Raw genomic sequence first — 25,909 nt, forward strand, 5'->3', positions numbered from 1 at the left:
CTGTTTGCCCCCCGGGGCGCCGCCCCCCCCCCCCCCCCCCCCCCCCCCCCCCCCCCCCCCCCCCCCCCGCGGCCCCCCCCCCCCCCCGCGGCCCCCCCCCCCCCCCCCCCGACAGTGGAGCGCCAGGCCCGGGTTGCACGGACTCTCCCTACTGAAAGTAGGACGTGCTCTGGTAGCACCGCTGACGCCTGGCGAGGAATCATCTCCCTCGCGACGAGGAGGATATTAGCAGGTCATCGGCCCGCCGTCGAAGTCGGGCCGCCCGGGGCGCCGTGCCGCGGGGGCGACGGCCGGATCGGGTCGCCGGGGGCGGCCGTCGCGCCTGTCGAGTGGGTCGTCCAGGCGGACGCTGACGCGCAGGGCCGAAGCAGACCTGCCGGAGCCGTACCCGCCCGATGCCCTTCCATGCGGGACCGGCCCGGTCCACTTCACGAGCGCCAACATGCCGCACGACCAGCACGGATGATTGTTCGGAACCCGCCAGGGCCGCCGAGCGTGCGCGGGCGGCTTCCTGTCGAAGGCGGGCGTCGATGTACGGCTGGAGCCCGTCCGTCACGGCGAGCGGTACCGGCGTTGCAGCACTGTCAGCCGGCGTCGGCGCGGTTGTGATTTCTCGGCGTCCGCTCCGCGCATTCTCGCCGCCCGGGGGCGTGAAGTGCGTACACGCTCCGGCGTATGCGGACCAACCGCCAGGGCTCTCGTAGTGCAACTACATTATCGTCTTTGCTTCTTGTGCGCCATTTACGTTCGCCCGGATCACCGGTCCACTGTGAGAGACGGCTTCCGCCGCACCAACGGCGCCCATTCCAAGACCCGCGACCGGTGAGGCGCCCTCAACCTACCCGACGGATCTCGGCATTGCTTGGGGTGGCGGCATGAATATCTGTTTTCTCACGAAGTACCCGCCGATTCAGGGCGGGGTCAGCATGCACTGCTACTGGGCCGCCCGTGGCCTGGCCGAGCGGGGACACCGCGTCTTCGTGGTCACGAACGCCGACGAGGTGGAGGAGACCTTCCGGATCCGGATACCCGAGACCGACCGGGTCAGGAGCGGCGCCTACGCGCCGGACTTCCCCGAAAGCGGCGGGCGCGTGATCGTCACCAGCACGCAGCCTCCCGATCGGCGCGAGCTCTACTACGTCCCGCTCGGCAACCCGACCGTCAGCCGGCTGGCAGGCCTGGCAACCGAGCTGATCCGCGCGCACGACTGTGAAGTGATCTTCTCGTACTACCTGGAGCCGTACGGAGTCGCGGCCCACCTGGCAAGCCGGTTCACAGGGGTGCCGTACGTCTTCAAGCACGCGGGCAGCGACCTGCACCGGCTCATGCGGCTGCCGGAACTGCGGACCACCTACACCGAAGTCCTGCGCGGCGCGAACCGCCTGATCTCCCGGGGGCCCTCGCGCACCCGGCTGCTGGAGGCGGGGGTGGACGAGAGTGCGATCACTTCGTGTGCCGCCTTCGGGTTGCCCGCCGACCTGTTCACCCCGGTCGGCTCGTCCCGTCCGCTGTCGCAGTGGATCGCCACCGGCTCGGAGCCGGCCCGGCCGGTCGACAGCGGCCTGCCCGTCCTCGGGATCTACGGCAAACTCGGCGAGTTCAAAGGGTCGTTCGACCTGCTGCACGCCATGCGGCGGCTGTTCTCGGACGGCTTCAGATTCAACCTGGCGGCTGCCGTACAGGGATGGCAACAGGACGCCTTTACCCGGCTGGCGGGCCGGCTCGGACTCGCCGACCACGTCCACCTCATCCCGTTCATGCCGCACTGGTCCATCCCCGAGTTCATCCGCAGCTGCACCGCCGTCGCCTTCCTCGAACGAGACTTCCCGATCGCGGCGCACACTCCGACCATCCCGTCGGAGATCATCGCCTGCGGCGGATGCCTGGTCGTGTCCACCGAGGTCGCGCGAAAACAGCTCTTCCGGGCCGCGATCCGGGACCGCCGCAACGTCGTGGTCACCGATCCGCTCCGCCACGACGAACTCGCGGCAGCCCTGCGTTACGCGCTCGAGGACGGCGCGCGGGCCCAGGACATCGGCCGCCGGGGACACGTGGAACTGGGCTACGAGCCGACCTACGAGTCCTACGTCGGGGAACTCGAGCAACTGCTCATCGGCGTCGCCGCGGAGCCGACCGGCTCGTCCTCCCCGAGCCGACGCCCTGACACCGCCGACACCGACCCGGCCGGGGTGGCGCAAGCCGTGCCGGTCCTCTACCCGCGCACCCAGGCCTTGCTGACGGCCGACGACGAGCGGCGGTTGCACCGGGCGGCACAGGCCGACGGCAGCCATCGCGACGCGGCCGACCGGCGCGCCCTCGCGCTGAGGGCCGGCCAACTGCTCCTCGGTGTCCTGCCGCCGCACGCCGCGGTGGCCCGCGAGGTGTGCCGGTACGAGTACAAGGTCCATGAGTGGACGCGCGACGCGACCAAGGACAAGCCGACCGCCCCGTCGGGAGCGGAACTCGGCTGGCGCGCACGGCCCGACCAGGCTCGGCCGCGACTCGTGGGCCAGGCGGAGATCGTCGAGTTCAGCTGCGATGTGGAACCGGTGCTCGAGGCGCTGGCCGACGGGCGGCAGGCGCCGGCCGGCGAGGGACCGCTGAAGGTCCTGTTCCACGAGGCAGCGGCACCCCTGCGGGTGAACGAGCCCACCGCGTGGGTCGTCGAGCTGCTCCGCGCCGCAGACCTGACCGTCGAGCAGATCGCCCACCTGGCGCGCGAACGGTACGACGCGACCGGTCCGCACTCCGACCGGACGTCGGCGGCACAGTGCCTTGACGTCCTCGAAGGCCTCTGCTGGGAGGGGGTGGTCACCTTCGACTGACACAGTGCCGCACACCGGCCGGGCCCGCGGCGCGTGCCGGAGAGCGCGGCAGAGCCGGTCCGTGCACCGGCGATCGCGAACGACGAAACCACGAAAGGGGAATGACATGAGCGACCAGAACAAGAGCCAGAAGATCGAGGTGCGAGGCAGCGTCGACGCCGCGAAGTACCACGCGGCCAAGGCGCTCGGCGGCGAGAACACGATGTTCGAGCTGCGCGCGATGAAGCCGAACCGCGGATCCAACGCGGCGGTGGCCAACTGCATCGTGTGCCTGATCTGCATCGTGTGCGCGGCCGGTTCGCCCGCAGCGGCGTGAGCCGTCCCGATCGCGACGACCTGGTCGGCGCGTGAGGGAACACCGGCGACAAGGGCGGCGAAGGTGATCCGCTGTCTTGCGGCGGCGGGGTCCCGGGCCGAGAACGCGCCCCAACCGGGCGCTTCGAGGGCCACGCGGGCACCTTCGCCGGCCCGACAGGGCGGCCCCGGGGCTGCCACCACGTCACTTGACGACCCCGAACCGACAGGCAGGAGTGATGCGACCATGCGCGAACCGTCCGTTCTCGGAGTCGGGCTCGGCTACCGACAGGAGCTGCGGGAGGCGATCCTCGACGCGGCCGACTCGATCGACTTCCTTGAGCTGATCACCGACCAGTACATCGACATGCCACCGCACAAGGCGGTGGAGGCCCGGGAACTGGCCGACAGGTTCCCGATCCTGCTGCACGGCGTCGACCTGTCACTGGGCACGGACCAGCCCCCCGATGCCGAGTACGTCAAGAAGATCCAACGGCTGGCCGAGCGGACCGACCCCCAGTGGGTCAGCGACCACCTGTGCTTCACCCAGGTCCCCGGTCTCAACCTCGGACAGCTGACCCCGCTCGCGTTCACCCCGGAGACCACCGAGATCGCCGCCCGGAACATACGTCTGGTCGCCCGGGAGCTCGACCAGCCCTTCGCGGTGGAGAACATCTCGTACTACTTCCGTGTGCCGTGGTCCACCATGAGCGAGGCAGAGTTCATCACCGAAGTGGTCACCCGAGCCGACTGCCACCTGCTGCTCGACCTGACCAACGTGCTCAACAACGCGACCAACCTGGGGTTCGACGCCGCCGACTTCCTTGACCGGATCCCCTTGGAACGCGTGCTGCAGATCCACCTCGCCGGCGGCCACTGGCAGGACGGCGTGCTCCTGGACACCCACAGCCACCCCGTCCCGGCACAGGTCATCGAACTGCTGCTCGACTTCGTCCCGCGCATGCCCGCCCTCAAGGCCGTGATGATCGAACGCGACCAGAACTTCCCACCGCCCGCGGAGCTGCTGGCCGAACTCAACGGCATTCGACAGGCCCTGGCGCCCGTCTGGCCGCCGGCCCCGCCACGCGGAGGCGGCAGGTGAGCGAGCACGTGAGTGAACTCCAGCGTCAGCAGGCACTGGCGCGTTTCCTGACCGACCCCCGGGCCCGACAGGCCGTGCTGGCCGAGCAACCGGATCCGCTCCCGTGGGCCGGCCGCGAACTGAGGGATCGGCTGAGCGAACTGGACCGGCCGCGCACCTCGATGTACTCCCACCTGCTCCTGGTCAACCGCATGACGAAGGTCACCGATGCGCTCCCGCTGGTCAGCTGGGCCCTCGGGCAGCGCCTGTGGGATCTGGCGCCGGAGTACAACACGTGCTGCCCGCCCCGCCGGCCGAAGAAGCAGGACGAGGCCTTGGCATTCGCCGACTTCCTCCGCACGAAGCTGGGATCCGACCTCAACGGACCGGCGTGGCTGGCCGACGTGCTGCGCTACGAGGTGGCGGTCCTTCGGATCCGCTTCTTCCCCGACGGCCCGCCCGCCGGCGCCCTGCCGGCAGCGCCGGCGCTCTCGCGGGAGGAGCTCCGTCGGATACGGCCCCGGCGCACCCCCGCCACCTGTCTGCTGGCCCTGGACCACGACCTGGAGGAGATCGGCGACTGCTTCGAGCGCGGCGAGACGCCACCCCGAGCGCAGCAGCGCCCGATGCTTCTGCTGCTGCAGGCCACACCCGACGGCAGCGTTCACCAGGACGAGGTGAACCCGGCTGTCGCGGCCTTCCTCAGGGCCTGCTCCCCGGATCGCACCCTGACCGAGGTGATCGAGCAGGTGGCCCGGGAGTTCCAGCCGCTCCTGCCGCCGGAAACGCTCCAGGAACAGTGCTTGGCGCTCTGCGCTCAGCTGGTACAGCGCGGAGTGCTCACGCTCCAGGCGGCCTGAACCCCGCGCGGGCCGGACGTCCCGCGGTCGGTTCCCGCCGATCCGCCGACGAGGCGTCCGGCTCCGGGCTCCGCAGGCCGCCGAAGTCGCCGAGGCCGCCGTCCCCATCGCCGCACGCTGCGCCGCCAGCCTGGTCAACGACCTGACCGCCCCGCCCGCGAGGGCCTCGACCGGAGCGGATGCGGAAGGGCCGGCAGACGAGCGGACGCCCGCGCCCTCCAGCCGGCGGCCCGGCACAGCGACCGAAGCGATCACTCGGGAATCAGATCGGTGGATCCGGGTTCAGGCCGATGTGCGTGGTCGTACCCCTCACCCGCCGTCGAACGCGGCGGTGTGGGGTGTGACCGGTGCGGGTGATCTTCGGTAGGCCGGCGTTGCGGTGTGCGGTGGTCGGGCGTTGCTTGGGCGGTGTCCCAACTTCCTTCGTCAGGAGAGAACGTGAGTCAGCCCGTTGTGAGCCGGTCCGGCGAGTCGAGTGCCGTCCTTGGGCAGCCCCGACTGGGGAGGCGCGCCCTCCTCGGGTCGGCGGCCGCGGCCGCGGCCGGCGCGGTCGGCCTCGGCACCCGGGCCGCGGCGGCCACGGTGCCCGCGTACGCGCCGAGCGCGGGCCCGGTGGCCGACGAGGCGGTCAGCCGCGCGCTGGCCCGCGAGATGCTCATGGTCGGTGCGGACGAGCAGACCGACCTGACCCTCGAATACCTGCGCATCCTGATCGACGGCCAACTGCCGCCCCGCACTGACCGGAAGCGGGTGCTGGTGGTGGGTGCAGGCGTCGCCGGGCTGACCATTGCGACGCTGCTCAAGCAGGCCGGTCACGAGGTGACCGTCATCGAGGCCAACGCCAACCGGGTCGGCGGGCGGATCAAGACCTTCCGCGGTATCTTCGCCGACCCCCGGCTGCACGCGGAGGCCGGCGCCATGCGCCTGCCCGACTTCCACCCGCTCGTCCTGGCGCTCGCCGACAAGCTCGGCCTGAAGCGGCGGCTGTTCTACAACGCCGACGTCGCGCCGGGCACCGGCCCGACCGGCGCCGTTCCGCCGGTGACGTACCGCTCGTTCACCGGGGAGACCTGGAGCAACGGCCCGGATCGGACGTTCACGCCGCCCGCGGCCTGCTTCCGCAGTCTGATCTGCGTCAACGGCACCCGGACCACCCGCGCCGCGTACGCCCAGTCGCCGACCGCGGTCAACCGCTCCTTCGGCGCCCGGTTCGACTCCACCACCGCCAGTGCCCTCGACAAGGCGTTCGAACGGGTCTCGGTCCGGGACGGTGACATCCGCCAGCGGCTGGACGCCTGGACCCACATCCTCTCCACCTATGGCTACCACTCCACCCGCCGCTTCCTGCGCGAGGAAGCCGGCTGGGACCCGGCGTCCGTCCAGGCCGCCGGCACGCTGGAGAACCTCACCTCCCGGCTGCACTACTCGTTGGTCCCCACTCTGATCGACCACGCGGTGATCAGTCCGACCAACCGCTACTGGGAACTGGAGGGCGGCACCGCCATGCTCACCGACGCGCTCGCCGCCCCGCTCCGGGACGACCTGCGCCTCGGTCGCCGGATGACCCGCCTGGTGCAGGACGCCGGCAAGGTCACCATCGAGACGGTCGCGGAGAGCGGCGACGAGGAGTCTTGCGACGGCGCTCCCGTCGCTCCCGCCCAGACCTTCGAGGGCGACTACGCGATCGTCACTCTCCCGTTCAGCGCGCTGCGGTTCTGCCGGATCGAGCCCCTGATGTCCTACCCCAAGCGCCGGGCCGTCGCGGAGCTGCACTACGACTCGGCCACCAAGGTCCTGCTGGAGTTCCACCGCCGGTTCTGGGAGGAAGGCCTGGACGGCTTCACCGGCGGCGGCTGCGTCAGCGACAGCCCCAGCCGCTTCACCTACTTCCCCTCGCATGCCCCGGAGGGCTCCGAGGGCGGCGTGGTGCTCGCCTCGTACACCTGGTCGGACGACGCGGCGCGCTGGGACTCGCTCACCCCGGGCGAGCGATACGCCTTCGCCCTCGACGACCTGGAGCGGCTCTTGGGGCCGCGTGTGCGGCGGGAGTTCACCGGGGTCGGCGCCACCCAGTCCTGGGCACGCGCCCGGTACGCCCTCGGTGAGGCCGCCATCGTCACCCCCGGTCAGCTGCACGAGCTCCACCCGGCCGCCCAGACCCCGGAGGGCCGCGTCCACTTCGCCGGCGAGCACACCAGCCTCAAGCCGGCCTGGATCGAGGGCGCCCTCGAGTCGGCGGTCCGCACCTTCCTGGAGGTCCACCACCGCTGAGCGGGAACCGGCGTGTCGCTGCCGCCGTCCCCGCGCCCGCTGCCCCGGTTCACGCCGTGAGGCCACCGGCTCCGGCCCGGCCGGGCAGCGGCGGGTGCTGCCGGACCCGGCCTGGCGAGCACCTGACGCCCGGTGGGATGGTCGTCAGGACGACCTGGCGCGAACCGGTTCTGGACGGCGGCGCCGACCGGGCGCAGCTGTCCGGCGGCCTGGTCCGGCCACCGGGCGAGGAACTGCGCGGGGCGGGCGGGAGGCGGCGGTCGCCGCGAACAATGGACGTCGTCGAGGCCGGCGACGGCCGTCCCGGTGCCGTCCGCGAGCTCGCCCCGCGGTGTCGTCGGGTTGGGCGAGTGGTCGGGGGCGGGCCCCGGTCCGGGGTGTCCGGCCGCGGTGAGGCCCCTTGTCGGCGGACCGTTGCGGGCTGCACGTCAACATCGTCCGACTCGACGCCTACTGGGCCAGCCAGCGCTCCGGCCAGCCGAGAAGACTCGCGCGAGTCGCCCGTCCCGGCGCACCTGCCAACTCACGGCCTGGTCGACGCACCGGAATTGAGCGACAGAGGCCTGACGTGGCGCAAAGTGTCTCCGGCCCCCGCGCACGGGCGGAGGCCGGACGGGTGAGCAGGGCGGACGGTTACGGTTGGCGGCACCAGACCGCGGTCGGACGGTCTTCCCGCAGCAGGTCGTCCTGGTGGCTGCCGCCGTGGTTGACCATGATGACCCGGTACTTGTCCTGGTGGAACACCCAGTACCAGTGCTGGCCGCCGCCCGGGTCGTCCTTGCCGAGGACGGGCAGGAAGGCGTCCACCCTGGTGACGCCTTCGAGTGAGCGCCACTGGCTGAGCTGCCGGTCGTCCCGCTGGAGCCGGTCAGGGTGCGCCTGGCCGGAGCGGCCGATCGAGATCAGCCGGTAGCGCTGCCCCACCGGGGTGTTGTGGAACATCCAGTACCAGTGCGTGCCGTCGCCGGCGGGCCGCATGTCGGGGACGGGCAGGAAGGCGTCCACGTGGGTGACGGGAGTGGTCCCACCGAACGACCCCCACCCGCTCAGCGGCTGGTCGTCGCGCACCAGCCGGCTGGCGTACGGCTCGGAGGCGTCGATCGTGATGTAGCGGTAGACCTGGGTGCCGCCCACGGTGTGGAAGACCCAGTACGCGCTCTTCCCGTCGCTGCGCTGCTCGTCGAAGACGGGCAGGACGGTGTCGATCTGGGTGACACCCTTCAGGGCGGGCCAGCTTGAGTACGGCCCCACGTTCTTGATGACGACGCCGGTGCGGTCGTCGACCGTTCCGGTGGTGAGCTGGCGGATCTCGACGCCGCCGGTGCCGATCAGGCGGATCGCGCCCTGCTGGAACGTCCAGTAGCGGCCCTCCACGTCGGGCAGCGGCAGGACGCAGTCCACTGCCAGGTTCTGCGCCACGACCGGCTGCTTGGTCTCCTCGGGGGGTTCGCCGGTGAGTCGGCCCTGGGCGAGCCGGCGTAGCGTGGTGATGGAGGGGGTGAAGCAGTACAGCGCACCACGGGTCTGAACGAACGGCCGGAAGTCCAGGCGGGTGGTCTGCCGCTCGCCGGCCGGGGAGTTGCCCTCCCAGCTGACCCGTCCGTCGTTCACGGTGGCGAGCTGGCCGCTGACCAGCGGGTCGGGGCCGGGCTCGGCCTTGCGGCCGGGCGGGAAGTCGGGGTCGTTGATCCAGTTGGCCTGGATGAACTCGAACTGGCCGACCAGGTCGGCCTGGTAGCAGACGAAGAGCAGGCCACGCTCGGCGTCGGGGCCGTTCAGGTCGTCGCCGCTCGTGGGGTCGAAGGGCTGTCCGTAGGGGGCTCCGCGGCGGATGATCCGGCGGGCGTCGATGAACCGCTCCTCGACCTCGCCTTCGGCGATGAGCCCGGCCCGGGGGTTGGTCTTGCGCAGGTGGGAGAAGAGCGGGGTGATCAGGCCGTCGGGGTCGTCCGGGTCGCCCTTGTACCTGAAGTCGTTGTCCGATCCGGCGGCCGTGCCACCGGGCTGGTCGGGGTGCTTGCACACCGGGGAGCCGTCGCGCCAGCGACCCACCAGCCGGGCGGCGAACCAGTCCCGCTTGGTGTCCTCCGGAACGGCCTTGAGGTCCTTCAGCCGCCGCAGCTGGGCGTCGACCTGCGCCCACCAGCCCGCGACGTCCTGCTCCAGACGGCGTACGACCTGGAACGAGCCGTTGTACATCCAGGCGGGCACGGTGTCCCTCGCGGCGGTCGCTGGATCGTGCTCCGGGGTGAGCGGCCTCCCGATGACGAACTCGCCGGCTGGGAGGAGGCGGGTTCCCGGGTGCTTCGCGGAGAAGTGGACCGTGCGGCCCTTCGGACCCTTGGCGATGTCGTCCAGGACCTCGGTCCTGGACGGGTGCGGTTCGTCGAAGCCCTCGACCTCCGGCTCGCTGACCCCGTCCTTGAAGCCGAAGTGCTCCTTGCCCTTCTTCTCGCCCGGCAGGGCGGTGCCCTTCTGCTCGTAGACGACGACCGCACCGGCCTGACTGACCGCCGCCTTCTGCTCCTCCACGGCCCCGTCGAGGCCGTTCTCGGTGTCGGAGGCGATGGTGAGCACCGCGTGGACGACGGGTTTGGTGGCGCAGCCGAACACCCAGTGCTTCGGGTCGTTGTCGTCGGTGTCGCCGAGCGCGATCGACCGCGACGGGTCGGCCGGGCCCTGAACGAAGGCCTCCAGCGTGTCACCGGTCTTGGCCTCGGCCTTCAGCAGGTCCGGCTGCCCGGTGAGGAACTGCAGGCCCTGGTAGGTGAAACTGAGGCCCAGCCAGGTGGCCTTCAGCGTCGCCGGGTCATCGCCGCCGGAGGCCTTGCGGGACTGGCTGTAATCCTCGTTGAACTCGGCGACCTTCTTGGTGGTGGCGATCTTGGGAGTGATCTTCTCCAGCCAGCCCCGGGCCGCCAAAGCGTCACTGAACTGGAGGAGCAGCAGTGTCATGTGGTCTTTTTTGAATCCGGCGATGATGTCGCCTTGGATATCGGTATCTTGGCGCAGGCTCAGGTCAGCCATGGGTTGATCCGTTCGTTGGCTCCGTCGGGTGGGGGAACGGGACTCCGGGTGGCCACGTGCCCGTCGGCCGACGCCACGGTGCGGCCACCCGGGGTGTCGAGGGGGGTGGGTCAGCCGTTCGGGCTCAGCTGGATCCACTTGGCCACACTGGGCACCCCGGCGTCGTTGAGCAGGAAGAGCATGTACCAGCCGGGAGGGGCGTCCTGGGCCGAGGCCGGGCTCTGGAACACGAGCTGGCTGCCTGCGCGGCTGACGAGATTGAGCTCCAGGCGGCGCTGGCTGGTGTCCACCGAGTGCGTGGAGGTGATGGGCGCGAGCAGGACGGCGCGGGCGGCCTGGGTCGGCGAGTTGGTGTTGATCCGGAACGTGGTGTTGTAGCCCACCGGGCCGGTCGGCGCGGTCCGGATGTCGGGGCGGCCTCCGGGCTGGTGCAGATACGGCGGCTCGTAGATCTCGATGGTGCCGTTGTTACCGGACTTGATGTCCGGGTTGTTGGCGATCTGCTGGAGCTCGTCTCCGGTCACCATGATCCGGCCGTCGGGCAGGATGACCGCGTTGGAGTGGTAGCCGCGCGGCAGTCGCTGCTTCGGGCCGAGGGTCCAGTTGCCGTCGGCGTCCCGCAGTTCGACCTGGCGGAACTTGTCGTCGGGAACGTTCGGGTTGTAGTCGCCGAGGCCGTAGTCGCGGATGCCGACGGCCCCGTTGACGGTGAACAGGTTGCCGTTGGGGAAGATGAGCGTGTCGTCCTGGGCGCGGCCGAGGTTCCTCGGCTTCTCCTTGGTCCACTGGCCGCCCGAGAACTTGAAGGTGTTGGGGTCCTTGTGGTTGCCGCCGAGGACGAGCACCGAGTCCGGGCCGTTGGTGCCGTTGGGCAGGGCGACGGCCGAGCCGTACAGGCGGGGGAAGCCGTCGGGCCGGCTGGGCAGTGAGTCGCGGGTCTCGTTCGCCGGGTCGAAGACGAACTGCTGGTCGGAACTGCGGCCGAACCCGTAGATCTTGCCGTCCCTGAGCGAGAACAGGTGCGGGTAGTCCATCCGGTACGGGGCGTCCGCCTTCCACCGGTCCAGCGCGACGTTGTCGGGTGCCTTGGACTTGTCGTAGGAGACGTCGGTGCCCTTGGCCGGGAAGCGTTCGATGACCGGGGTCGGGGTGCCGAAGCCGAGCTCGGACTGGCCGGACATGATGGTCTGCCGGCCGTCGGCTCCGGTGACCACGCTCGGGTACCAGCGGCCGACCGACATGTCCTGCTGCTGGTGCCAGGTCTCGGTCCACGGGTCGAAGACCAGGGCGAGCTTGGCGCCGGTGCCGCCGTTGCCGCCGAGGTTGCCGCCGAAGACGCCGACCATGCCGTTGGGCAGGTAGGAGTGGCCGGCGCAGAAGAACGGCGCGGGGCGCGGCTCGTCCAGGCCGTCCGGCATGTTGACGACCGGCGGCGGGACGGCCTTGAAATCGCCCGGGTCCGTGTCGTTCGTGGGCGGTGTCCAGAGGTAGGCACGGCCGGCGTTCTGCCTGCCGATGACGTCGGTGGGTGCGGTCTCCTTCTGAGGGTTGTCCTCGACGGATTCGAAGGAGAAGATCAGTACCTTGCCGGTGGGCAGCAGTGCGATGTGGTCCCCGAACTCGGGCGAGGGGATGTACTGCTTGAACTGCCCGAACTGCGCGGGGTCGAAGTCCGCGTTGGTCTGCGCCTGTGTGGCGGTCAGCATGTTGAACCGGTTGGTGCGTGTGGTCTGCGGGTAGCCGGTCTGGACGGCCCGCAGGCCGATCCGGTCCCGGGCCATCGCCTCGGCGGCCGGGCGCCCGAACGCGGCCACTTCGGCGGCACGGACCTCGGCCCGCACCTGCTCGTCGGTGATGCGCAGCCCGTGGCTCCCGGCGAAGAGGTCGGTCACCGCGGAGGCGGTCGGAGCGGGGGAGGTCAGGACCGTGGTAGTCGACAGGGCGACGGTGACGGCACTGATCGCCAGCACCGCCCTCGGTCTTCTGCGTGACGTTCTGCGTGGCATGGAATCCCTCACGGTATGTTGATCAGAGCCGCGGGCAGCCCCGCGGGTGACAGCGATTCGCAGCGTAGAGCACGCTTGGTAGTTGTTCGTGCACAGACACCCGGGCAATCTCGCGATCGAGCGTCGACACACCGTCACTGTGCGTGTCTCCCTGACGGGTCGTCACCACCGTGCTGGAATGGGCACAAACCCCGCCCCGGACTCCAGGAGTGACACGTGCCCAGCAAGACCAGGATCGCCATGGCTGTCGCCGCGGGAGTTGTCGTTCTCTCCGCGACGAGCGGCAGCGCGGCGGCGACCCCGAGCCCCCTCGCGCCGCAGGCGGTGACCGGTCCCACCATCCAGGGCGGCGCCGACGGCAAGCCGCACGAGCTGCTCTGCCCGCCCGACGAGAGCGTCTACGGTGGCGGGTTCAGCGTAACTCCAGGCGATAACCGGAGACTTGACCGGCTTCCGACCGACGTGCTGGAGAGCCGTCCCAACGACGACGCCACCGGCTGGATCATCGCCGTACGCAAGGACGACTGCCCGCCGGAGGGCATGAGGGGCGAGCCCAGGCCCGCGAACCTCACCATCCGCATTGTGTGCACCGATGGTGAGAACAACACCAGCCTCGGCGGCTGACGCTCCTCGCGGGCCCGATCCGCCACGACGGGCCGGGTCGTCCCGGCCGGGGCGGTCGGGCGCAGATGGCCGCTGAGGGGCAGTCGTAAGTGATCCGGGTCCCACGGCCGAAGGCCCGGCCGCGTCGCACACCGCGGACAACCGAAGGCGCCTAACGTCGGACCATGTCCGACCTTTTCGAGACGTGGTACCTCCCCGCCAGCGAGTCGGCACGCGCCGCACTCGACCTCGCCCTGTGCCACCAGCCGGCCTTCCTCTTCAACCACAGTGTGCGCAGCTACCTCTTCGCCCGGGCCCTCGGCGAGCACCGCGGGCTCCACGAGGGAATCGACTACGACGACGAACTGCTCTTCATCGCCTGCGTACTCCACGACATGGGGCTGACCGAACAGGGCAACGGACAGCAGCGGTTCGAGGTCGACGGTGCGGACCTCGCGGCCGCGTTCCTCGGCAGGCGGGGCATGAGCAGGGAGCGGATCGAGATCGTCTGGGACGCTATCGCCCTGCACACCAGCGGCGGAATCGCCAGCCGCAAACGGCCGGAGATCGCCCTGGCGCAGGCCGGCATCGTGGCCGACGTGTTCGCCCGGGACGGGGAGAAACTGCCGGCCGGGCTCGCCGACGAGGCCCACCGGGAGCTGCCCCGGCTCGGACTCGGCGCCGCCCTGGCCAATGCCATCGTCGGTCAGGCCGAAGGCAACCATCACAAGATCGTCACGGGCTCGGCCGTCGGTGATCTGGTCCGGGAGAAAGCACCGTCCGTGCTGATGAAGACCTGGGACGAGCGGATCTCCGCGGGCTGGGGAGAGTGACGCTCACGCCCCGCACCCCGACCATCGCGGGCACCCGGCCCGGCCAGTGAGAACGGTCAGGGGCTGCTCTTCTGGGCTGGTCGGCGACGTACTCCACGACCTGGTCGGGCGCGTGCTCGGCTTCGTCCAGGAAGGTGCCCACAAACCGCACGGTGCCGAGCTGGACGCCGTAGCCGCCCGGCACCTGCGTGAACGTGCCGTAGCCGCGGCGCTGTTCGTCGGTCAGGACCGCCACCCGCCCTGCCCCTCCCCATCGCTTCTCCTGCTGTGACGGCGCTCACCTCACGTCACGTGATCGGCAAGGGCGGGACCCGGGTCGGCGCAGGTCGGCTGGTTGCCGACTCGGCTCGCGCAGCGGTTGCCCGCCGGATCAGCGCACAGGACGCAGGGTGCAGTCCTGGCCGAGGACCGGCTCTCACTCAGCCTGCGGAGCCGTATGCCCGTAGGAAGGCTCGAACCCCGGCTGTCGTGAGCCGGTCGGTTTCCTCCCGCGGGAGCGGGTTCACGCCCCAGTAGGACCGATGCACGATGTCAGTCGAGGTGAGCGTCATGAAGTGCGCGGCAGCCTGGGCCGGGTCGCCGTGCGCATCGATCAGGCCATGGCCATCCAGCACAGCCATGACGGAGCTGAATTCGCGCCCCACCGCGCGCGGCCCGGCCTCCTGCCAGGCGTCCAGGACCTCGGCCGGGACGTGCCCGGCCTCCGCGAAGATGTGCCGGACCAGTGAGAAGTGGTTGCGGAAGTCCGTCATCAGGCCGATCCAGGCGCGGGCGAGGGCGAGCAGGTCGCGCTCCAGGTCCTCGGGGCGCGGCAGGCGCTGCGGGTCCAGGTACTTGTGCAGCAGCGTGAGCTGCTCGTCCCGTACCTGACTCGAACTCCACTGCACCACGGTGCGGAACAACTCCTCCTTCCCGCCCGGGAAGTGGTTGTAGAGGGTGCGGGTGGAAGCGTCGGCCTCGGCGGCGATCGCGTCGATGCTGGCGCGGGAGTAGCCGTCCCGCCCGAAGACCTCGCACGCGGCCTGCGCGATCGCTACCGCCTTGCTCGCCCGGCCCCGCCGCGGTGGGGCCGCTTTCGCCGTCTTCTCATTGGCGTTCGTCCTGGACACCGACGCTCCTCTCGCATGTTCACCAAGATAACTACAACGAACGTTGCACTTCTAACAACGTACGTTGTAGTTTATCCGTCGTGGCCGCAGCCCGCGACCCGCAACGAGGGAACCAGGGGGATCCACCATGTCCGACACCACGCCCACCCACGACTCCGCTCTCCGCGTCGCCGTCATCGTCGGAAGCGCCCGCGGCGGCCGCCTCGGCCCTTCCGTCACCGACTGGTTCACCGGCCACGTCGGTCACCGCACCGACATCGAGTTGGACGTCGTCGACGTCGCCGACCTGGCCCTGCCGGTGTCCATGCCCGGATGGGACGGCAGCCCCGCCCCCGCCCCGCAGACCAGCGCCGCGCTCGCCGACGTCAGTCCGCGGCTGGACGCCGCCGATGCCTTTGTCGTCGTCACCCCCGAGTACAACCACAGCTTTCCGGCCTCGCTGAAGAACCTCATCGACTGGCACTACACCCAGTGGCAGGCCAAGCCGGTCGGCTTTGTCTCTTATGGCGGGCTGGGCGGCGGGCTTCGAGCCGTCGAACAGCTGCGGCAGGTCTTCGCCGAGTTGCACGCCGTGACCGTGCGCGACTCCGTCAGCCTGCACGGCCCCTGGTCCGGGCTGGGCGAGGACGGCATGCCGCTCGACACGGCGGTGTGCGAGGGCGCCGCCAAGGGCATGGTCGATCAGCTGGTGTGGTGGGGCCGCGCGCTGCGCACCGCCCGCGCCGAGCACCCGTACGGGAAGTGACGGGACGATGAGCGCCGCGACCACCACCCCCACCGGCAGCGCCCGGACCGCTGGAACCACCCCCGGGCTGGGCGGCATTCTCACCGTCGTCATCCTCGGCTCGATCATGTCCGTACTGGATGTGACCATCGTCAACGTCGCCCTGAACCCGCTGGCGGTGGCATTCGACGCACCGGTCGCCACCGTCCAGTGGGTCGCCACCGGCTACACACTCGCTCTCGCCACCGTCATCCCGGTGGCGGCCTGGGCCATGGGCCGCTTCGGCGCCAAGCGCACCTACCTCACCGCGATAGCCCTGTTCGTCATCGGCTCCGGGCTGGCCTCGCTGGCCTGGAACATCGAGACACTGGTGCTGTTCCGGGTGGTGCAAGGGCTCGGCGGCGGTCTGTTGATGCCGGTGGGCATGGCCATGGTCATCCGCGCCGCAGACCGGGAGCGGATGGGCGCGGCGATGGCCCTGCTCGGCATTCCGGTCCTGCTCGGGCCTGTGAGCGGACCGATTCTGGGCGGCTGGCTGATCGACGCCGCGTCCTGGCACTGGATCTTTCTGATCAACCTGCCGATCGGCGCCGCGGCGCTGGTGCTGGCGGCGCGGCTGCTGCGGCGCGACGAGCCACAGAAGCCGCGCCGGCTGGACGTGCCGGGACTGCTGATGCTGTCGCCGGGCTTGGCCCTGCTGATCTACGGGCTGTCCACCGGCGGCGAGGGCGGCGACTTCACCGCACCCGCGGCACTTCTGCCCGCCGTTGCCGGACTGCTGCTGACCGCCGGATTCATCGGCCGTGGCCTGACTGCCCGTTACCCACTACTGAAGCTGAGCCTGTTCCGCGACCGCACCTTTGCCGCGGGGCTCGCCACGATGGTGCTGTTCCCCTGTGGCTACTTCGGCTCGATGCTGCTGACGCCGATGTACTACCAGACGGTGCGGGGGCTGAGCGCCACCGATTCGGGCCTGCTGGGCGCCCCGCTGGCGTTCGCCGTCGGCATCTCCATGCAGATCGCCACGCGGCGGATCGACAAGGTGTCCCCGCGGCTGATGGTCGTCTCCGGCATCGTGGTGGCCGCACTCGGCCTGTCGCTGTTCACCGCACAGCTCGGACCGGACACGTCCTATTGGCCGCTGTGCACGGCATTGCTGGTGATGGGCACCGGTGTCGGCATGGTGATGATGCCGGTCAATACGACGGCGACCCGCGGGCTGGCCCCCGACGACGTCCCGTCCGGCAGCACCATGGTGAACATCGTCTCTCAGGTTGGGGCGTCGATCGGGACAGCGCTGATGTCGGTGGTGCTGGCGTCGAACTCGGCCGATTCAGCCGGCACGGCGCAGCGGGCGGGCGCGTTCCAGCACACGTACTGGTGGGCGGTGGCGCTGCTGGCCCTCGCGGTAGTACCGGCACTGCTGCTGCCGCCACGGCGCCACCGCGGCAGATCGTCAACTTCGGCATCGACAACCCCGACCTCGACCCGCACAGGATGGCCGCAGCAACCGCGGTAGCGATGATCACCACGGGCTCGACTGCGCTCGGGCTCCTCGACAGCGCAGACGCCAAGCCCGGGGATGTCGCGCTGGTCACCTCCGCAGCCGGTGGCATCGGCGCCCTGCTCGTACAGGCCCTGCACCACCAGGGCGTCATCGTCATCGGCGTGGCTGGCGGACCGGAAAAAGTTCAGCACGCCACCTCGCTGGGCGCCGACATCGCCGTCGACTACCGCGACCAACACTCGCCGGACGCGGTCCGCAACGCCCTCGGCGGCGCAGAACTCAGCATGGTCTTCGACGGCGTCGGAGGGACCACGGGCCGCCAGGCATTCGACCTGCTCGGCCCCGGCGGGAGATTCCTCCTGCACGGCTGGTCATTGGGGGCCCCACCCGAATCACCACCGACGACATCATCGAGCACGCCAGCACCGTCACCTGGGCGATCGGCCCCCAGATGCTGCGACGTGCCGGCACCATCCATGAACTGCAAGCCCGTGCGATCCGGGCAGCCGCTGATGGCGTACTCCAACCACTGGTCACCCGGTATCCCCTCAACCGTGCCGGTGACGCACACGCCGACCTGGAAAACCGCCGTGCGGTGGGCAAGATCGTCCTCATCCCCGCCTCCGCGGTCGCTCTCGGCCAGCACCGGTCGCGAGCAGGAGCACATGACAACGCGCCGCCTACGACCAGCGCCAGTCTGCCCGCGAGCGCGGGTCTGTAAAAAGAGTTCGCTGGACAGACCCCGGGTTTGCGGATCACTTCTCACACCGTACGAGTCACACCGCCGGCTGAACGGGCCCGGACGAACCAGTACAGCGGCGATCGGAGATGCCGGCCCGTTCGGCGACCTCCCCCTCATCAACACGGCGTCACACGGAGTTGTGTATCGAAGTGCTCAGGGGGCTGGGGGGCATTCGCCGGGATTGTCATGGGGGGAGGTCGAGGATGAGGTCGGCGGCGCGGGCGCGGACGTCGGCGCGGGTGCGGCCGGGGTGGTCGGCGGCGAGGAAGTGGTGGCCGATGGCCAGGCAGAAGGCGAGCAGGGCGCGAGCCTCGACCTCGTCGGGGTCGACACAGAAGGGGCCAAGGGCGTCGCGTTTGAGCTGGATGCGTCCGTTGTCGACGCGGCGCAGGCGTTCGGCGACGGTGTGGTCGCGGCGGGCCCATTCGCGGATGGCCAGGTCGATGGGCAGCAGGCGGTCGCCGGAGAAGGTGAGCTGTCCGGCCAGGCGGACCCGGCCTGCCGTGACTGGGGCACGGGTCCGCAGGAGCGGTCACCATGGAGGGGTGGACAGACACCCGATCGAGGTTCCGGGGGTCCTGGACGTCGGACCGACACCCCGGACGGCGCTTGCCTGGTTGCCGCCGGCGGAACTGTGGCAGGCCGTCCAGCGGATCCGGGAGGAGCACGATCCGCAGATCCGCCGCTGGCCGCCGCACGTCAACGTGCTGTTCGGCTTCGTCTCGGAGTCGGACTTCGGGCCCGCGCTCCCGCTGCTGGGCGCCGCCGCGGCCGAGCACGCCCCGTTCACCGCGCGTCTGCACGGGGTGCGCCACTTCCCCCACCGCCACGACGCCACGGTCTGGCTCGACCCGGCGGGCGGCGGCCCCGGCCCGTGGCAGGCGCTCCACGGCTCGCTGGTGGAGCGGTTCCCCCGCTGCCGGGGTCGGGCGGACGACTTCACACCCCACCTGTCCTTGGGGCGGACCCGGGACCCGCGGCGGCTCGCGCCCGAACTGGCCGCCCGCCTGGGCACCACCACGGTACGGGTCACCGAACTCACCCTCCTCTCCCGCCGGGGCGACGGCCCGATGCGGGCCCGGTTCACGGTCGAGCTGGGCACGGGCGAGGTCCGGCAGCTGCCACAGCTGCCGGACCTCGGGCCCGCGTGACCGCGGGTCTCAGCTCCCCACCGACGCGTTCGAAGCCCGCCCGTCACCGGGCGGGTCGGCGCCACCCGACACCACAGCGACCGTGAAAGTGGACGCCTGACACACTGTGCGCCATGACTGAGCACGAACATCATGCCTCGGCGCAGCTTTCCGAGGCACTGCACCGCAGGTTGGAGCGGATCGAGCGACTCCTGGAGCCCGAGAAGCCGGAGCGTCCGGCATGGCGCTCGGTCACTCTCGGTGAGCAGCGCTGGGCGGTCTCGGCGGCCATCCTGGTCGCCGTGGGCCTGCAGCTGGCCCTGCCGACCCGTCTGACCATCCACCCGCACTGGGTGCTGCCCACCCTGGAGCTGGCGCTGCTGGTGGCCCTGGTGGTCCTCAACCCGCACAAGCGCATCGACCAGACGTCGCGGTTGCTGCGCTCGCTGAGCCTGGCCCTGGTGGCGGTGATCAGCCTGGCCAACGGCTGGTCGGCGGTGAAGCTGGTGCGCGACCTGATCCACACGTCTGCCTCACCGGGCGCGCTGGCGCTGCTCGGTACCGGCGGCGCGGTCTGGGCGACCAACATCATCGCCTTTTCGCTCTGGTACTGGGAGTGGGACCGAGGCGGCCCGGCGGCCCGCGCCCAAGGGGTGAAGTCGTACCCGGACTTCCTCTTCCCTCAGATGCAGCAGGAGGGCATCGCGGAGCCGGGCTGGGAGCCCTCCTACCCGGACTACCTGTATGTGGCGTTCACCAATGCCTGCGCCTTCAGCCCAACGGACACCATGCCGCTGTCGGTCTGGGCGAAGCTGCTGATGATGACGCAGTCGGCGGTGTCGCTGATCACGGTGGTGCTGGTGGTGGCGAGGGCGGTCGGCATCCTGCAGTAGCGGCCACAGGTACTCGAGCCACCACAGGTACAGGTACTTCTCGATCAGCCGGTGCGGTCCGGCGGCGTTGCGGCCGTAGGCGGCCAGGTACTCGGGGATGGAGCCGTACTGGACGCCCCTGTGACTGTCAGGCCGTCATGCCGACAGCGGTGTGGGCTCGGTGCGTGGCAGCAGCGCGAATCTCGCGCACCGGGCAGGGTCACCCCCGCCCGCTCACCGCACCAAGGAAGTCCAGGCCTTCCCGCATGAAGCGGGGGAAGGCGACTGGCGATCAGCGGCCGCCTTCGTCGAAGCCACCGGCCAGGGGACGAACGCCGGTCCCGGCTGGAACTCCCGCAACAGCTCGCAGGCGAGGACGACACCTGGGGCGATCCGCGGCAGCGACTTCGCGCACAGCGTCTCGGCCGGCCGGATGGCCCGGTTCGTGGTCCAGCTGAACGCCGCGATGGAGGCCGCGCGGAAGGCCGCCCCGCTCGCGCCCGAGGACCCCGGCCCTGGATTGCCGTTAAAGGTCAATCGGATCGAAATGGAACAATCCGGGCGCGTTTTCGAGATCTTCATCAGACTCCTGGCCGGCTTCGTCCCGGCCGGGAAACGCCGAACGGTCGGGCACTCCGTGGAGGAGTGCCCGACCGTTCGTTTCCGCGTCCGGGTCACGACCGGCCGCCCCGGCGGGATCAGGTCAGCAGAACCCGCCAGCCGCCCCCGCCGTCACGACCGTCCATGCGGAGCGTCAGCTCCTTCACCTGGCCGGTCCCGTGGAAGGTGAGCCGTACGGTCTGCCGGTTCGCCGGGTCGTCGCCGAAGTCGGCGGTGACCTCCCCGGCGGCTCCCGGCCCGTAGACGCGGACCCACTCCTCGGCCGCCGCCCGGCGCGCGTCGGCCGTGCCCTCCGCGGCGGCCAGCTTCACCAGCCGGTCCGCGGAGCCGTCGGCCAGCCGCCACACCACCTGCTGTGCCAGGCCCAGCGTCTCCGGCACGGGGTAGCCGGTGACCTTCAGGTGCGGATGGGCGGAATAGTCGGCCGAGTGCTCCAGCCGGGCCTCCTCGGCGCCGCTCGAACAGCCGGCCAGGAGGGCGGCCGAGAGCGCGGCCGCCAGTACGGCCGTCACCGGCCGCCCCGCCGCCATCAGTTGGTCCCGAGCGGACGGACGACGACGAACCACTCGATCGGCTCGCCCTTCTGCCGGTAGTAGGACAGCACCTCGTTCAGGGTGGTGACGCCCTTCCGGCCGTGCTGGCGCAGCTCCATCTGGGCGCCCCAGCTGACCACGACCGCGGCGTGGTTGATCCGCGGCTCGTCGCGCCACTTGAAGAACACCACGTCACCCGGGCGGGCCTCGGAGGTCCAGCGCAGCCAGGTCGAGTAGCGGTAGTTCAGCAGGTGCCGGTGCAGGTTGGCCGCGCCGGCCCACGTGTAGCTGCGGTTCTTGTGCCAGCCGAACAACCAGTAGTCGTTGGTCCACCAGGCACCGTCCCAGGTCTTGAAGCCGTACCGGGTGCGCATGCCGCCACCGTAGTACAGGGCCTTGGAGACGAAGTTGGTGCAGTCCTGGGGGAAGTCCCAGCCGATGTTGACGTTGCGGCGGGCCCAGTCGGCGGTGCCGTTGTAGTTGTACCCGGCCTGGACGGCGCCGGCGGCCGGCTGCGCCGGCTGGACCGGGAAGCCGTTGGCGTCCAGGGGCACGGCCTTCTGGGCGTCCGCCGGGTCGGGCTGCGCGGCGTCGGCCACCTCGACCTGGGCCTGCGCGGCCGCGGAGGAGGACAGCTGCTGCTGGGCCGCGAGGTCGTCGGCCTCGGAGACCAGGACCGCGGCGGTGTTGACGGTGAACTCGAACCGCTTCGCGCCCACGCTCTCGCTCGGCGAGTCCACGCCGCCCGACCGGATCATCACCGAGTCCTTGACGGTGGCCCGTACGACGACCGTGCCGGCCGTCTGCTGGTCGACCACCACGTCGGTCAGGGTGACCGCCGCAGCCGTGTACAGCTGGTTCTGGGTCGCCAGCGCCTCGCGGTTGGCGACCAGCGAGGCCTCCTGGGTGGCCAGCAAGTCGACGAAGACGGTGCCGTGCGCGGCCTCGGCGGCGGCGTCCGGCGCGGTGAACCCGGCCTTCATCTTGATTTTGTTGCGGGCGTCCAGGTACTCCTGCACGTAGCCGCGGTACTGGTTCGGGCCGCCGGCCGTCGGGGTGCCCTGGACCACCGTCGAGGCGACCGGGGCGGCGGCTCCGTAGCTGTTCCTGGCGGTGACCACCGCGCGGTACGAACGGGCGTTGTCCAGGCCGGTGAACGTGGCCCGCAGGTCGCCGGTGGTGACCTCCTGGACCGGGACGCCGGCCGAGGTCTCGACCCGGACGGTGTAGCCGACGTCGCCGACCGAACCACGGTTGGCCGGGGCGTTCCAGGTGACGACCAGAGCGGCGTCGCCACCGACGGCGGTGACCTGTTCGGCCGCGCCCGGCGCGGTCGGCGCCAGGTAGTCGAGGGTCAGCTTGGGCCGCCGCGCCGGGTCGGCGGCGGTGGCCGAGAAGTAGCGGGCCGCGCCGGTCCAGCCTGCCGGCGGACGCAGCGCCAGGCCGTAGGCCTCGCCCTTCTCGATCCACGAGCCGACCAGCGCGGACAGGTCGGTCTCCGACAGCTTGGCGGCGGAGGCGTAGCTCTCGGCGCCGGCGGCCGTGGCCAGCGCCGCACCGCCCTGGCCGGGAGCCCAGGCGCTGCCGAGCTGGAAGACGTCCACGGCGGTCTCGTCGCAGCCGGCGGTACCGGCCGCGCAGTCCGAGCGGGTCAGTGCGAGTTTGCCGCCGATCACCCGGGAGCCGGCCGGGACGGCCGACAGGTCGGGCTTGAGCCAGCTGGTCCAGCTGCTGCCGTCGGGCGTGGTGCCGATCCGCAGCTCGGCCGGGTCGGCGGCCGGGCACGTGCCGGTGTCGCAGCCGCCGCCGGCGGTGGCCGCCGAGGCGTCCGCGAGGGCGGGGCCGGTGAGGACCACGGTGGTCGGCGCGGGCGGGACCGGCGGGGCCTGGACGCGGACGGCCAGCGGCTGGTCGGGGGTCCACGCGGAGCAGCCGACGGCGGCGCAGGCGCGCGCAGCCCAGGTGTAGTCGCCGCCGTCGGTCACCGCGCCGTCCGGCAGCTGGACGGAGGCCCGGGTGCCGCTCTCCGCCCACACCGGGGCGATCGAGGTCGGCAGCGGCTGGCCGTTGCGGCCCTTGAGGACGAACTCGGTCCGGATCCGGCCCTGGTTGGGGTTGGTGACCAGGGCGGAGAGCACCGGAGTGAGGGTCTGCTGGGCGCCGTTCTGCAGCTGGCTCGGCACGTCCGGCAGCGGGCTGACACTGAAGGTGGCCCAGGCGGACCAGCCCAGGTTGTAGTGCAGGCCGTCGTAGGGCGACGTGCGGAACCGGTAGGTGTGGCCGTACTGGAGCAGGCCCGCCGGCACGGTGACCTCGGCGGGGGTGCCGCTGGGCACGTAGCCGGAGACGTTGACGTTGCCGACCTGGGCGCCGGAGATGGCGTCGACCAGCTGGAAGGTGCCGGTCACCTTGTCGCCGTCGGGGTCGACGAAGGTGTCCCGGAGCACCGGGGTGGTGGTGTCGACCCGCCAGGTGCCGGTGCCGTCCTGGAGGAACGGCGGACCGGCCTCTTGCTTGGTGCCTGTGCGCGGACGGTAGTTGTAGTTGACGGTCAGCTTGGGCACGTTGGTGGCGGCGTTGGCGGAGTTCACCTCCTTCCAGTACTTGGTGTTGACCTCGTCGGGCGCCCGCAGGCCCATCCCGGAGACCTGGTTCCTCGCCGAGGCCCAGGCCTGGACGAGGTCGGTGACGTTGGCGGTGATCCAGCCGTCGCCGCCGCAGTTGTCGCGGCCCTTGGTCTCGGTGGAACTGGCCTTCTTGGCGTTCCAGGCCGGCTGGTTGGTCCAGCGCGAGGCGGTGGAGGCGAGCCCCGTGTCCCACACCTCCCAGGTGTAGGGCAGGCAGTCGGTGTTGCCGGAGTGGATGTCGTACAGCGACAGCGTGGCGTTCTGGACCAGCGCGTCCGCGATCGAGGAGGTGTTCCAGTTGATCAGCGAACGGGCCTCGCGCGAACTGCCGTCGGCGTTCTTGGTGCCGGGGTTGCCCCAGTACAGCTCGACGTCGGCCGACCAGTCGACCGTCTCGCCCTTCTGGACCCGGGTGTCGAGGGCGTTGCCGAGCCCGGTGGTGGACGGGTCGACGGTCACCGGGTAGGCGGTGGCCGGGTCGGCCAGGAAGGCGGCGTCGGGGGTGAAGACCAGGTCGACGTCGTCACCGTGCTGGACGACCTTGAGGTCGACCTTCGCCTGCCGGGGGTGCTCGCTCGACCCGGTCACGGTGGTGGCGTCCCACATCACCGGCGCGGGCAGCACGGCGCGCTTCTGCCCGTTCTTCCGGTCGGTGAACAGCACGCCGCCGTCCGGCTGGGCCACGGCCTTCAGGCCCTTGGCCCTGAACGGCATGGTGTACGAGTAACTCCCGTTCGCCGGGCGCTTCTTGAGCGTGACGAACTGCTCGAAGCCGTTGCGGTTGGCCTCGACGACGAGGTCGCCGTCGCCGTCGCCGATGGCGTCCCGGTAGACGGCACGCGGGCCGTCCAGCTCGGGTGCGGGCAGGCCGCCCTTCCACTCCAGCGCCAGCTCGTCGTCGCCGGAGCCGAGCGACACCAGGGTGCGGGCGGGCTCCGCGGCGGCGGGCGCGGTGATGGCCTGTGACTCGGCGAGGGTGCGGGGCCGCTTGCCGCCGGGGCCGGCCAGCTTCATCGCGTGCGGGTGTGCGGCGGGGGCCACCGAGCCATCGGGCGCCCGCTTGAGAGTCAGGTCGACGTCGGTCCATGTGCCGTCGCGCAGGAAGCGCACCGGTCCGGCGGCAAGCTCGGTGGTGAGCGTGCCGTCCGGGTTGGCCCAGGTGGTGGACACCTCGCTGCGCTCGGACACCGCCTCGACGCGTTGGCCGGTGGTGCGCGCGGCGACCCGGGCGGCGGCGATGCTGCCGGTCGGGTCGATGGCGGCCGCCGTCGGCGGCTTGCCGGGCGAGGGCTTGGGCTGCGGTTTGGCCGCGAACGCGATCGGCGCTCCGCCGGCCAGCGACAGCGACAGTGCCACCGCGAGGGACAGCGAACCGGCAAGGGTCCGCTTTGGAACGTGCATGGGGGCTCCTTGACTCACTCTTGGTCGAAGCGATCCGGAGCATAAGCAAGATCACCAGGAATGGTGATCACGATAATTCGGGGCAAATCGGTCCAGATTCTGAATATTTCCTTAAGAAGTTGATGAGATCGTGACGCATTTTGCACGCACGAATGCGAAATCCGGGCTCACCAGTTGCACCGCCTCCCGGCCCGGGACCTGATGGTCGTCGACGAGGCTCGCGTGCCGCACGAGGTGCTCGACGTCGCCGAAGGCACCGTCATCTGCTCGATGGACGACGAGCACATCTACGGCAAGGTCTGTTTCACCCGGACGCTCGGACAGGGGATCGAGTACGGCTACCTTGCCGACTACCGCGTTCTGGTGCCGGTTGTCGCAGACGAGGACCTGCGCGAGCGCCGGGCCGCGTTCGCCGAGTTCAAGGCCCACACCGGGGAGCGGCCCGGGGGGCGAGGAGCGCGGCATCCTCGCCAACTCCCGCCTCCTGTCGGAGGGTATCGACGTCGCCGCCGTCGACGCGATCGTCTTCGCGGACCCCAAGTCGAGCGTCATCGACATCGTCCAGGCGGTGGGCCGGGCGCTGCGCCAGTCCTACCGGCAGGGCAGGGTCCGGGGTGCAGCTGGACCGCCACACCACGTGGGCCGCAGGCTACCGGGTCCACGGAACCGGGTCGCACCTGCACTTCGAGCCCGTGGTCGTGGGTCACGACGACCGTCGGGGTCCGCAGTGGACCGGACTGCAGTCACGCGGAGGCCTCCACGACCAGGTAGGGCCACCGCAGATCAACCGTGTGCAAAGCACCTGTATGGGAGAAGTCCGGACGGCTGACCAGATGACGTCCA

At 70.8% G+C, this 25,909-nt stretch carries 21 protein-coding genes and 2 pseudogenes; 14 read left to right on the forward strand and 9 right to left on the reverse strand.

Features of this window, described 5'->3' with window-relative positions:
- The first annotated feature begins 875 nt into the window (after positions 1 to 875).
- From ACZ3UD_RS30705 to ACZ3UD_RS30725, 5 genes are all read left to right on the forward strand, one after another.
- Positions 876 to 2,825, forward strand: a complete 1,950-nt coding sequence (locus ACZ3UD_RS30705) for a glycosyltransferase (RefSeq protein WP_465594911.1) — start codon at positions 876 to 878, stop codon at positions 2,823 to 2,825.
- 106 nt (positions 2,826 to 2,931) lie between these two features.
- Positions 2,932 to 3,141, forward strand: coding sequence for a hypothetical protein (locus ACZ3UD_RS30710; protein ID WP_270149043.1), 210 nt, complete (start codon positions 2,932 to 2,934; stop codon positions 3,139 to 3,141).
- A gap of 225 nt (positions 3,142 to 3,366) precedes the next feature.
- Positions 3,367 to 4,221, forward strand: a complete 855-nt coding sequence (locus tag ACZ3UD_RS30715) for an MbnB/TglH/ChrH family RiPP precursor modification enzyme (RefSeq protein ID WP_465594914.1) — start codon at positions 3,367 to 3,369, stop codon at positions 4,219 to 4,221.
- On the forward strand, positions 4,218 to 5,060 hold the full coding sequence (locus tag ACZ3UD_RS30720) for a hypothetical protein (protein ID WP_465594917.1): 843 nt from the start codon (positions 4,218 to 4,220) through the stop codon (positions 5,058 to 5,060). The genes ACZ3UD_RS30715 and ACZ3UD_RS30720 overlap by 4 nt, the downstream gene beginning before the upstream one ends.
- A gap of 438 nt (positions 5,061 to 5,498) precedes the next feature.
- Positions 5,499 to 7,331, forward strand: a complete 1,833-nt coding sequence (locus tag ACZ3UD_RS30725; RefSeq protein ID WP_465594920.1) for a flavin monoamine oxidase family protein — start codon at positions 5,499 to 5,501, stop codon at positions 7,329 to 7,331.
- 633 nt (positions 7,332 to 7,964) lie between these two features.
- Here ACZ3UD_RS30725 and ACZ3UD_RS30730 read toward each other — a convergent pair.
- Together ACZ3UD_RS30730 and ACZ3UD_RS30735 are read right to left on the reverse strand one after the other, a co-directional pair.
- Positions 7,965 to 10,358, reverse strand: a complete 2,394-nt coding sequence (locus ACZ3UD_RS30730; RefSeq protein ID WP_465594923.1) for a Dyp-type peroxidase — start codon at positions 10,356 to 10,358, stop codon at positions 7,965 to 7,967.
- 110 nt (positions 10,359 to 10,468) lie between these two features.
- The gene (locus tag ACZ3UD_RS30735) at positions 10,469 to 12,328 is read right to left on the reverse strand and encodes a galactose oxidase-like domain-containing protein (RefSeq protein ID WP_465594926.1); all 1,860 of its coding nucleotides are present in this window, start codon (positions 12,326 to 12,328) and stop codon (positions 10,469 to 10,471) included.
- 252 nt (positions 12,329 to 12,580) lie between these two features.
- Between ACZ3UD_RS30735 and ACZ3UD_RS30740 the strand changes: the two genes are divergently transcribed.
- Together ACZ3UD_RS30740 and ACZ3UD_RS30745 are read left to right on the forward strand one after the other, a co-directional pair.
- Complete coding sequence (locus tag ACZ3UD_RS30740) at positions 12,581 to 12,988, forward strand: hypothetical protein (protein WP_465594929.1); 408 nt, start codon at positions 12,581 to 12,583, stop codon at positions 12,986 to 12,988.
- A gap of 164 nt (positions 12,989 to 13,152) precedes the next feature.
- Positions 13,153 to 13,800: an HD domain-containing protein gene (locus tag ACZ3UD_RS30745; RefSeq protein ID WP_465594932.1), complete on the forward strand. Its 648-nt coding sequence runs from the start codon at positions 13,153 to 13,155 to the stop codon at positions 13,798 to 13,800.
- On the opposite strand, the gene ACZ3UD_RS30750 is transcribed toward ACZ3UD_RS30745, so the two are convergent.
- Positions 13,703 to 14,035 carry a DUF4158 domain-containing protein gene (locus ACZ3UD_RS30750; RefSeq protein WP_465594935.1) on the reverse strand — a complete coding sequence of 111 codons (333 nt, stop codon included), beginning with the start codon at positions 14,033 to 14,035 and terminating at the stop codon, positions 13,703 to 13,705. The genes ACZ3UD_RS30745 and ACZ3UD_RS30750 overlap by 98 nt on opposite strands.
- Positions 14,036 to 14,219: 184 nt before the next feature.
- A complete protein-coding gene (locus ACZ3UD_RS30755; RefSeq protein ID WP_465594938.1) occupies positions 14,220 to 14,909 on the reverse strand; it encodes a TetR/AcrR family transcriptional regulator in 690 nt (229 codons plus the stop codon).
- Positions 14,910 to 15,036: 127 nt separating this feature from the next.
- Between ACZ3UD_RS30755 and ACZ3UD_RS30760 the strand changes: the two genes are divergently transcribed.
- The 4 genes and pseudogenes from ACZ3UD_RS30760 (at position 15,037) to ACZ3UD_RS30775 (ending at position 17,861) form a co-directional block, all read left to right on the forward strand.
- Positions 15,037 to 15,654, forward strand: coding sequence for an NADPH-dependent FMN reductase (locus ACZ3UD_RS30760; RefSeq protein WP_465594941.1), 618 nt, complete (start codon positions 15,037 to 15,039; stop codon positions 15,652 to 15,654).
- Positions 15,655 to 15,661: 7 nt separating this feature from the next.
- Entirely contained in the window at positions 15,662 to 17,152 is a 1,491-nt protein-coding gene (locus ACZ3UD_RS30765; protein WP_465594944.1) for a DHA2 family efflux MFS transporter permease subunit, read from the forward strand.
- A gap of 2 nt (positions 17,153 to 17,154) precedes the next feature.
- Positions 17,155 to 17,511 (forward strand): annotated as a pseudogene (locus tag ACZ3UD_RS30770) (zinc-binding dehydrogenase); the annotation flags it as partial.
- A gap of 80 nt (positions 17,512 to 17,591) precedes the next feature.
- Positions 17,592 to 17,861 (forward strand): zinc-binding dehydrogenase, encoded by a 270-nt coding sequence (locus ACZ3UD_RS30775; protein ID WP_465594947.1) that lies wholly within the window; start codon positions 17,592 to 17,594, stop codon positions 17,859 to 17,861.
- 205 nt (positions 17,862 to 18,066) lie between these two features.
- Here ACZ3UD_RS30775 and ACZ3UD_RS30780 read toward each other — a convergent pair.
- A pseudogene (locus tag ACZ3UD_RS30780) lies at positions 18,067 to 18,366 on the reverse strand (TetR/AcrR family transcriptional regulator); the annotation flags it as partial.
- Between the two features lie 61 nt (positions 18,367 to 18,427).
- Here ACZ3UD_RS30780 and ACZ3UD_RS30785 point away from each other — a divergent pair.
- Together ACZ3UD_RS30785 and ACZ3UD_RS30790 are read left to right on the forward strand one after the other, a co-directional pair.
- On the forward strand, positions 18,428 to 19,033 hold the full coding sequence (locus tag ACZ3UD_RS30785; protein ID WP_465594950.1) for a 2'-5' RNA ligase family protein: 606 nt from the start codon (positions 18,428 to 18,430) through the stop codon (positions 19,031 to 19,033).
- Positions 19,034 to 19,146: 113 nt separating this feature from the next.
- A complete protein-coding gene (locus ACZ3UD_RS30790) occupies positions 19,147 to 19,905 on the forward strand; it encodes a hypothetical protein (RefSeq protein ID WP_465594953.1) in 759 nt (252 codons plus the stop codon).
- A 213-nt stretch (positions 19,906 to 20,118) separates the two neighbouring features.
- Here the strand turns inward: ACZ3UD_RS30790 and ACZ3UD_RS30795 are convergent, their stop codons facing one another.
- The 4 genes from ACZ3UD_RS30795 to ACZ3UD_RS30810 form a co-directional block, all read right to left on the reverse strand.
- Complete coding sequence (locus tag ACZ3UD_RS30795; RefSeq protein ID WP_465594956.1) at positions 20,119 to 20,466, reverse strand: hypothetical protein; 348 nt, start codon at positions 20,464 to 20,466, stop codon at positions 20,119 to 20,121.
- A 116-nt stretch (positions 20,467 to 20,582) separates the two neighbouring features.
- A complete protein-coding gene (locus tag ACZ3UD_RS30800) occupies positions 20,583 to 21,017 on the reverse strand; it encodes a hypothetical protein (RefSeq protein WP_465594959.1) in 435 nt (144 codons plus the stop codon).
- A gap of 17 nt (positions 21,018 to 21,034) precedes the next feature.
- On the reverse strand, positions 21,035 to 25,066 hold the full coding sequence (locus ACZ3UD_RS30805) for a DNRLRE domain-containing protein (protein ID WP_465594962.1): 4,032 nt from the start codon (positions 25,064 to 25,066) through the stop codon (positions 21,035 to 21,037).
- 111 nt (positions 25,067 to 25,177) lie between these two features.
- A complete protein-coding gene (locus ACZ3UD_RS30810; RefSeq protein WP_465595116.1) occupies positions 25,178 to 25,624 on the reverse strand; it encodes a hypothetical protein in 447 nt (148 codons plus the stop codon).
- Between ACZ3UD_RS30810 and ACZ3UD_RS30815 the strand changes: the two genes are divergently transcribed.
- Positions 25,563 to 25,895: a hypothetical protein gene (locus tag ACZ3UD_RS30815; protein ID WP_465595104.1), complete on the forward strand. Its 333-nt coding sequence runs from the start codon at positions 25,563 to 25,565 to the stop codon at positions 25,893 to 25,895. The two genes, ACZ3UD_RS30810 and ACZ3UD_RS30815, sit on opposite strands and share 62 nt — an antisense overlap.
- The last annotated feature ends 14 nt before the right edge of the window (positions 25,896 to 25,909 follow it).

The organism is Kitasatospora sp. NPDC023118 (genome assembly GCF_055560875.1).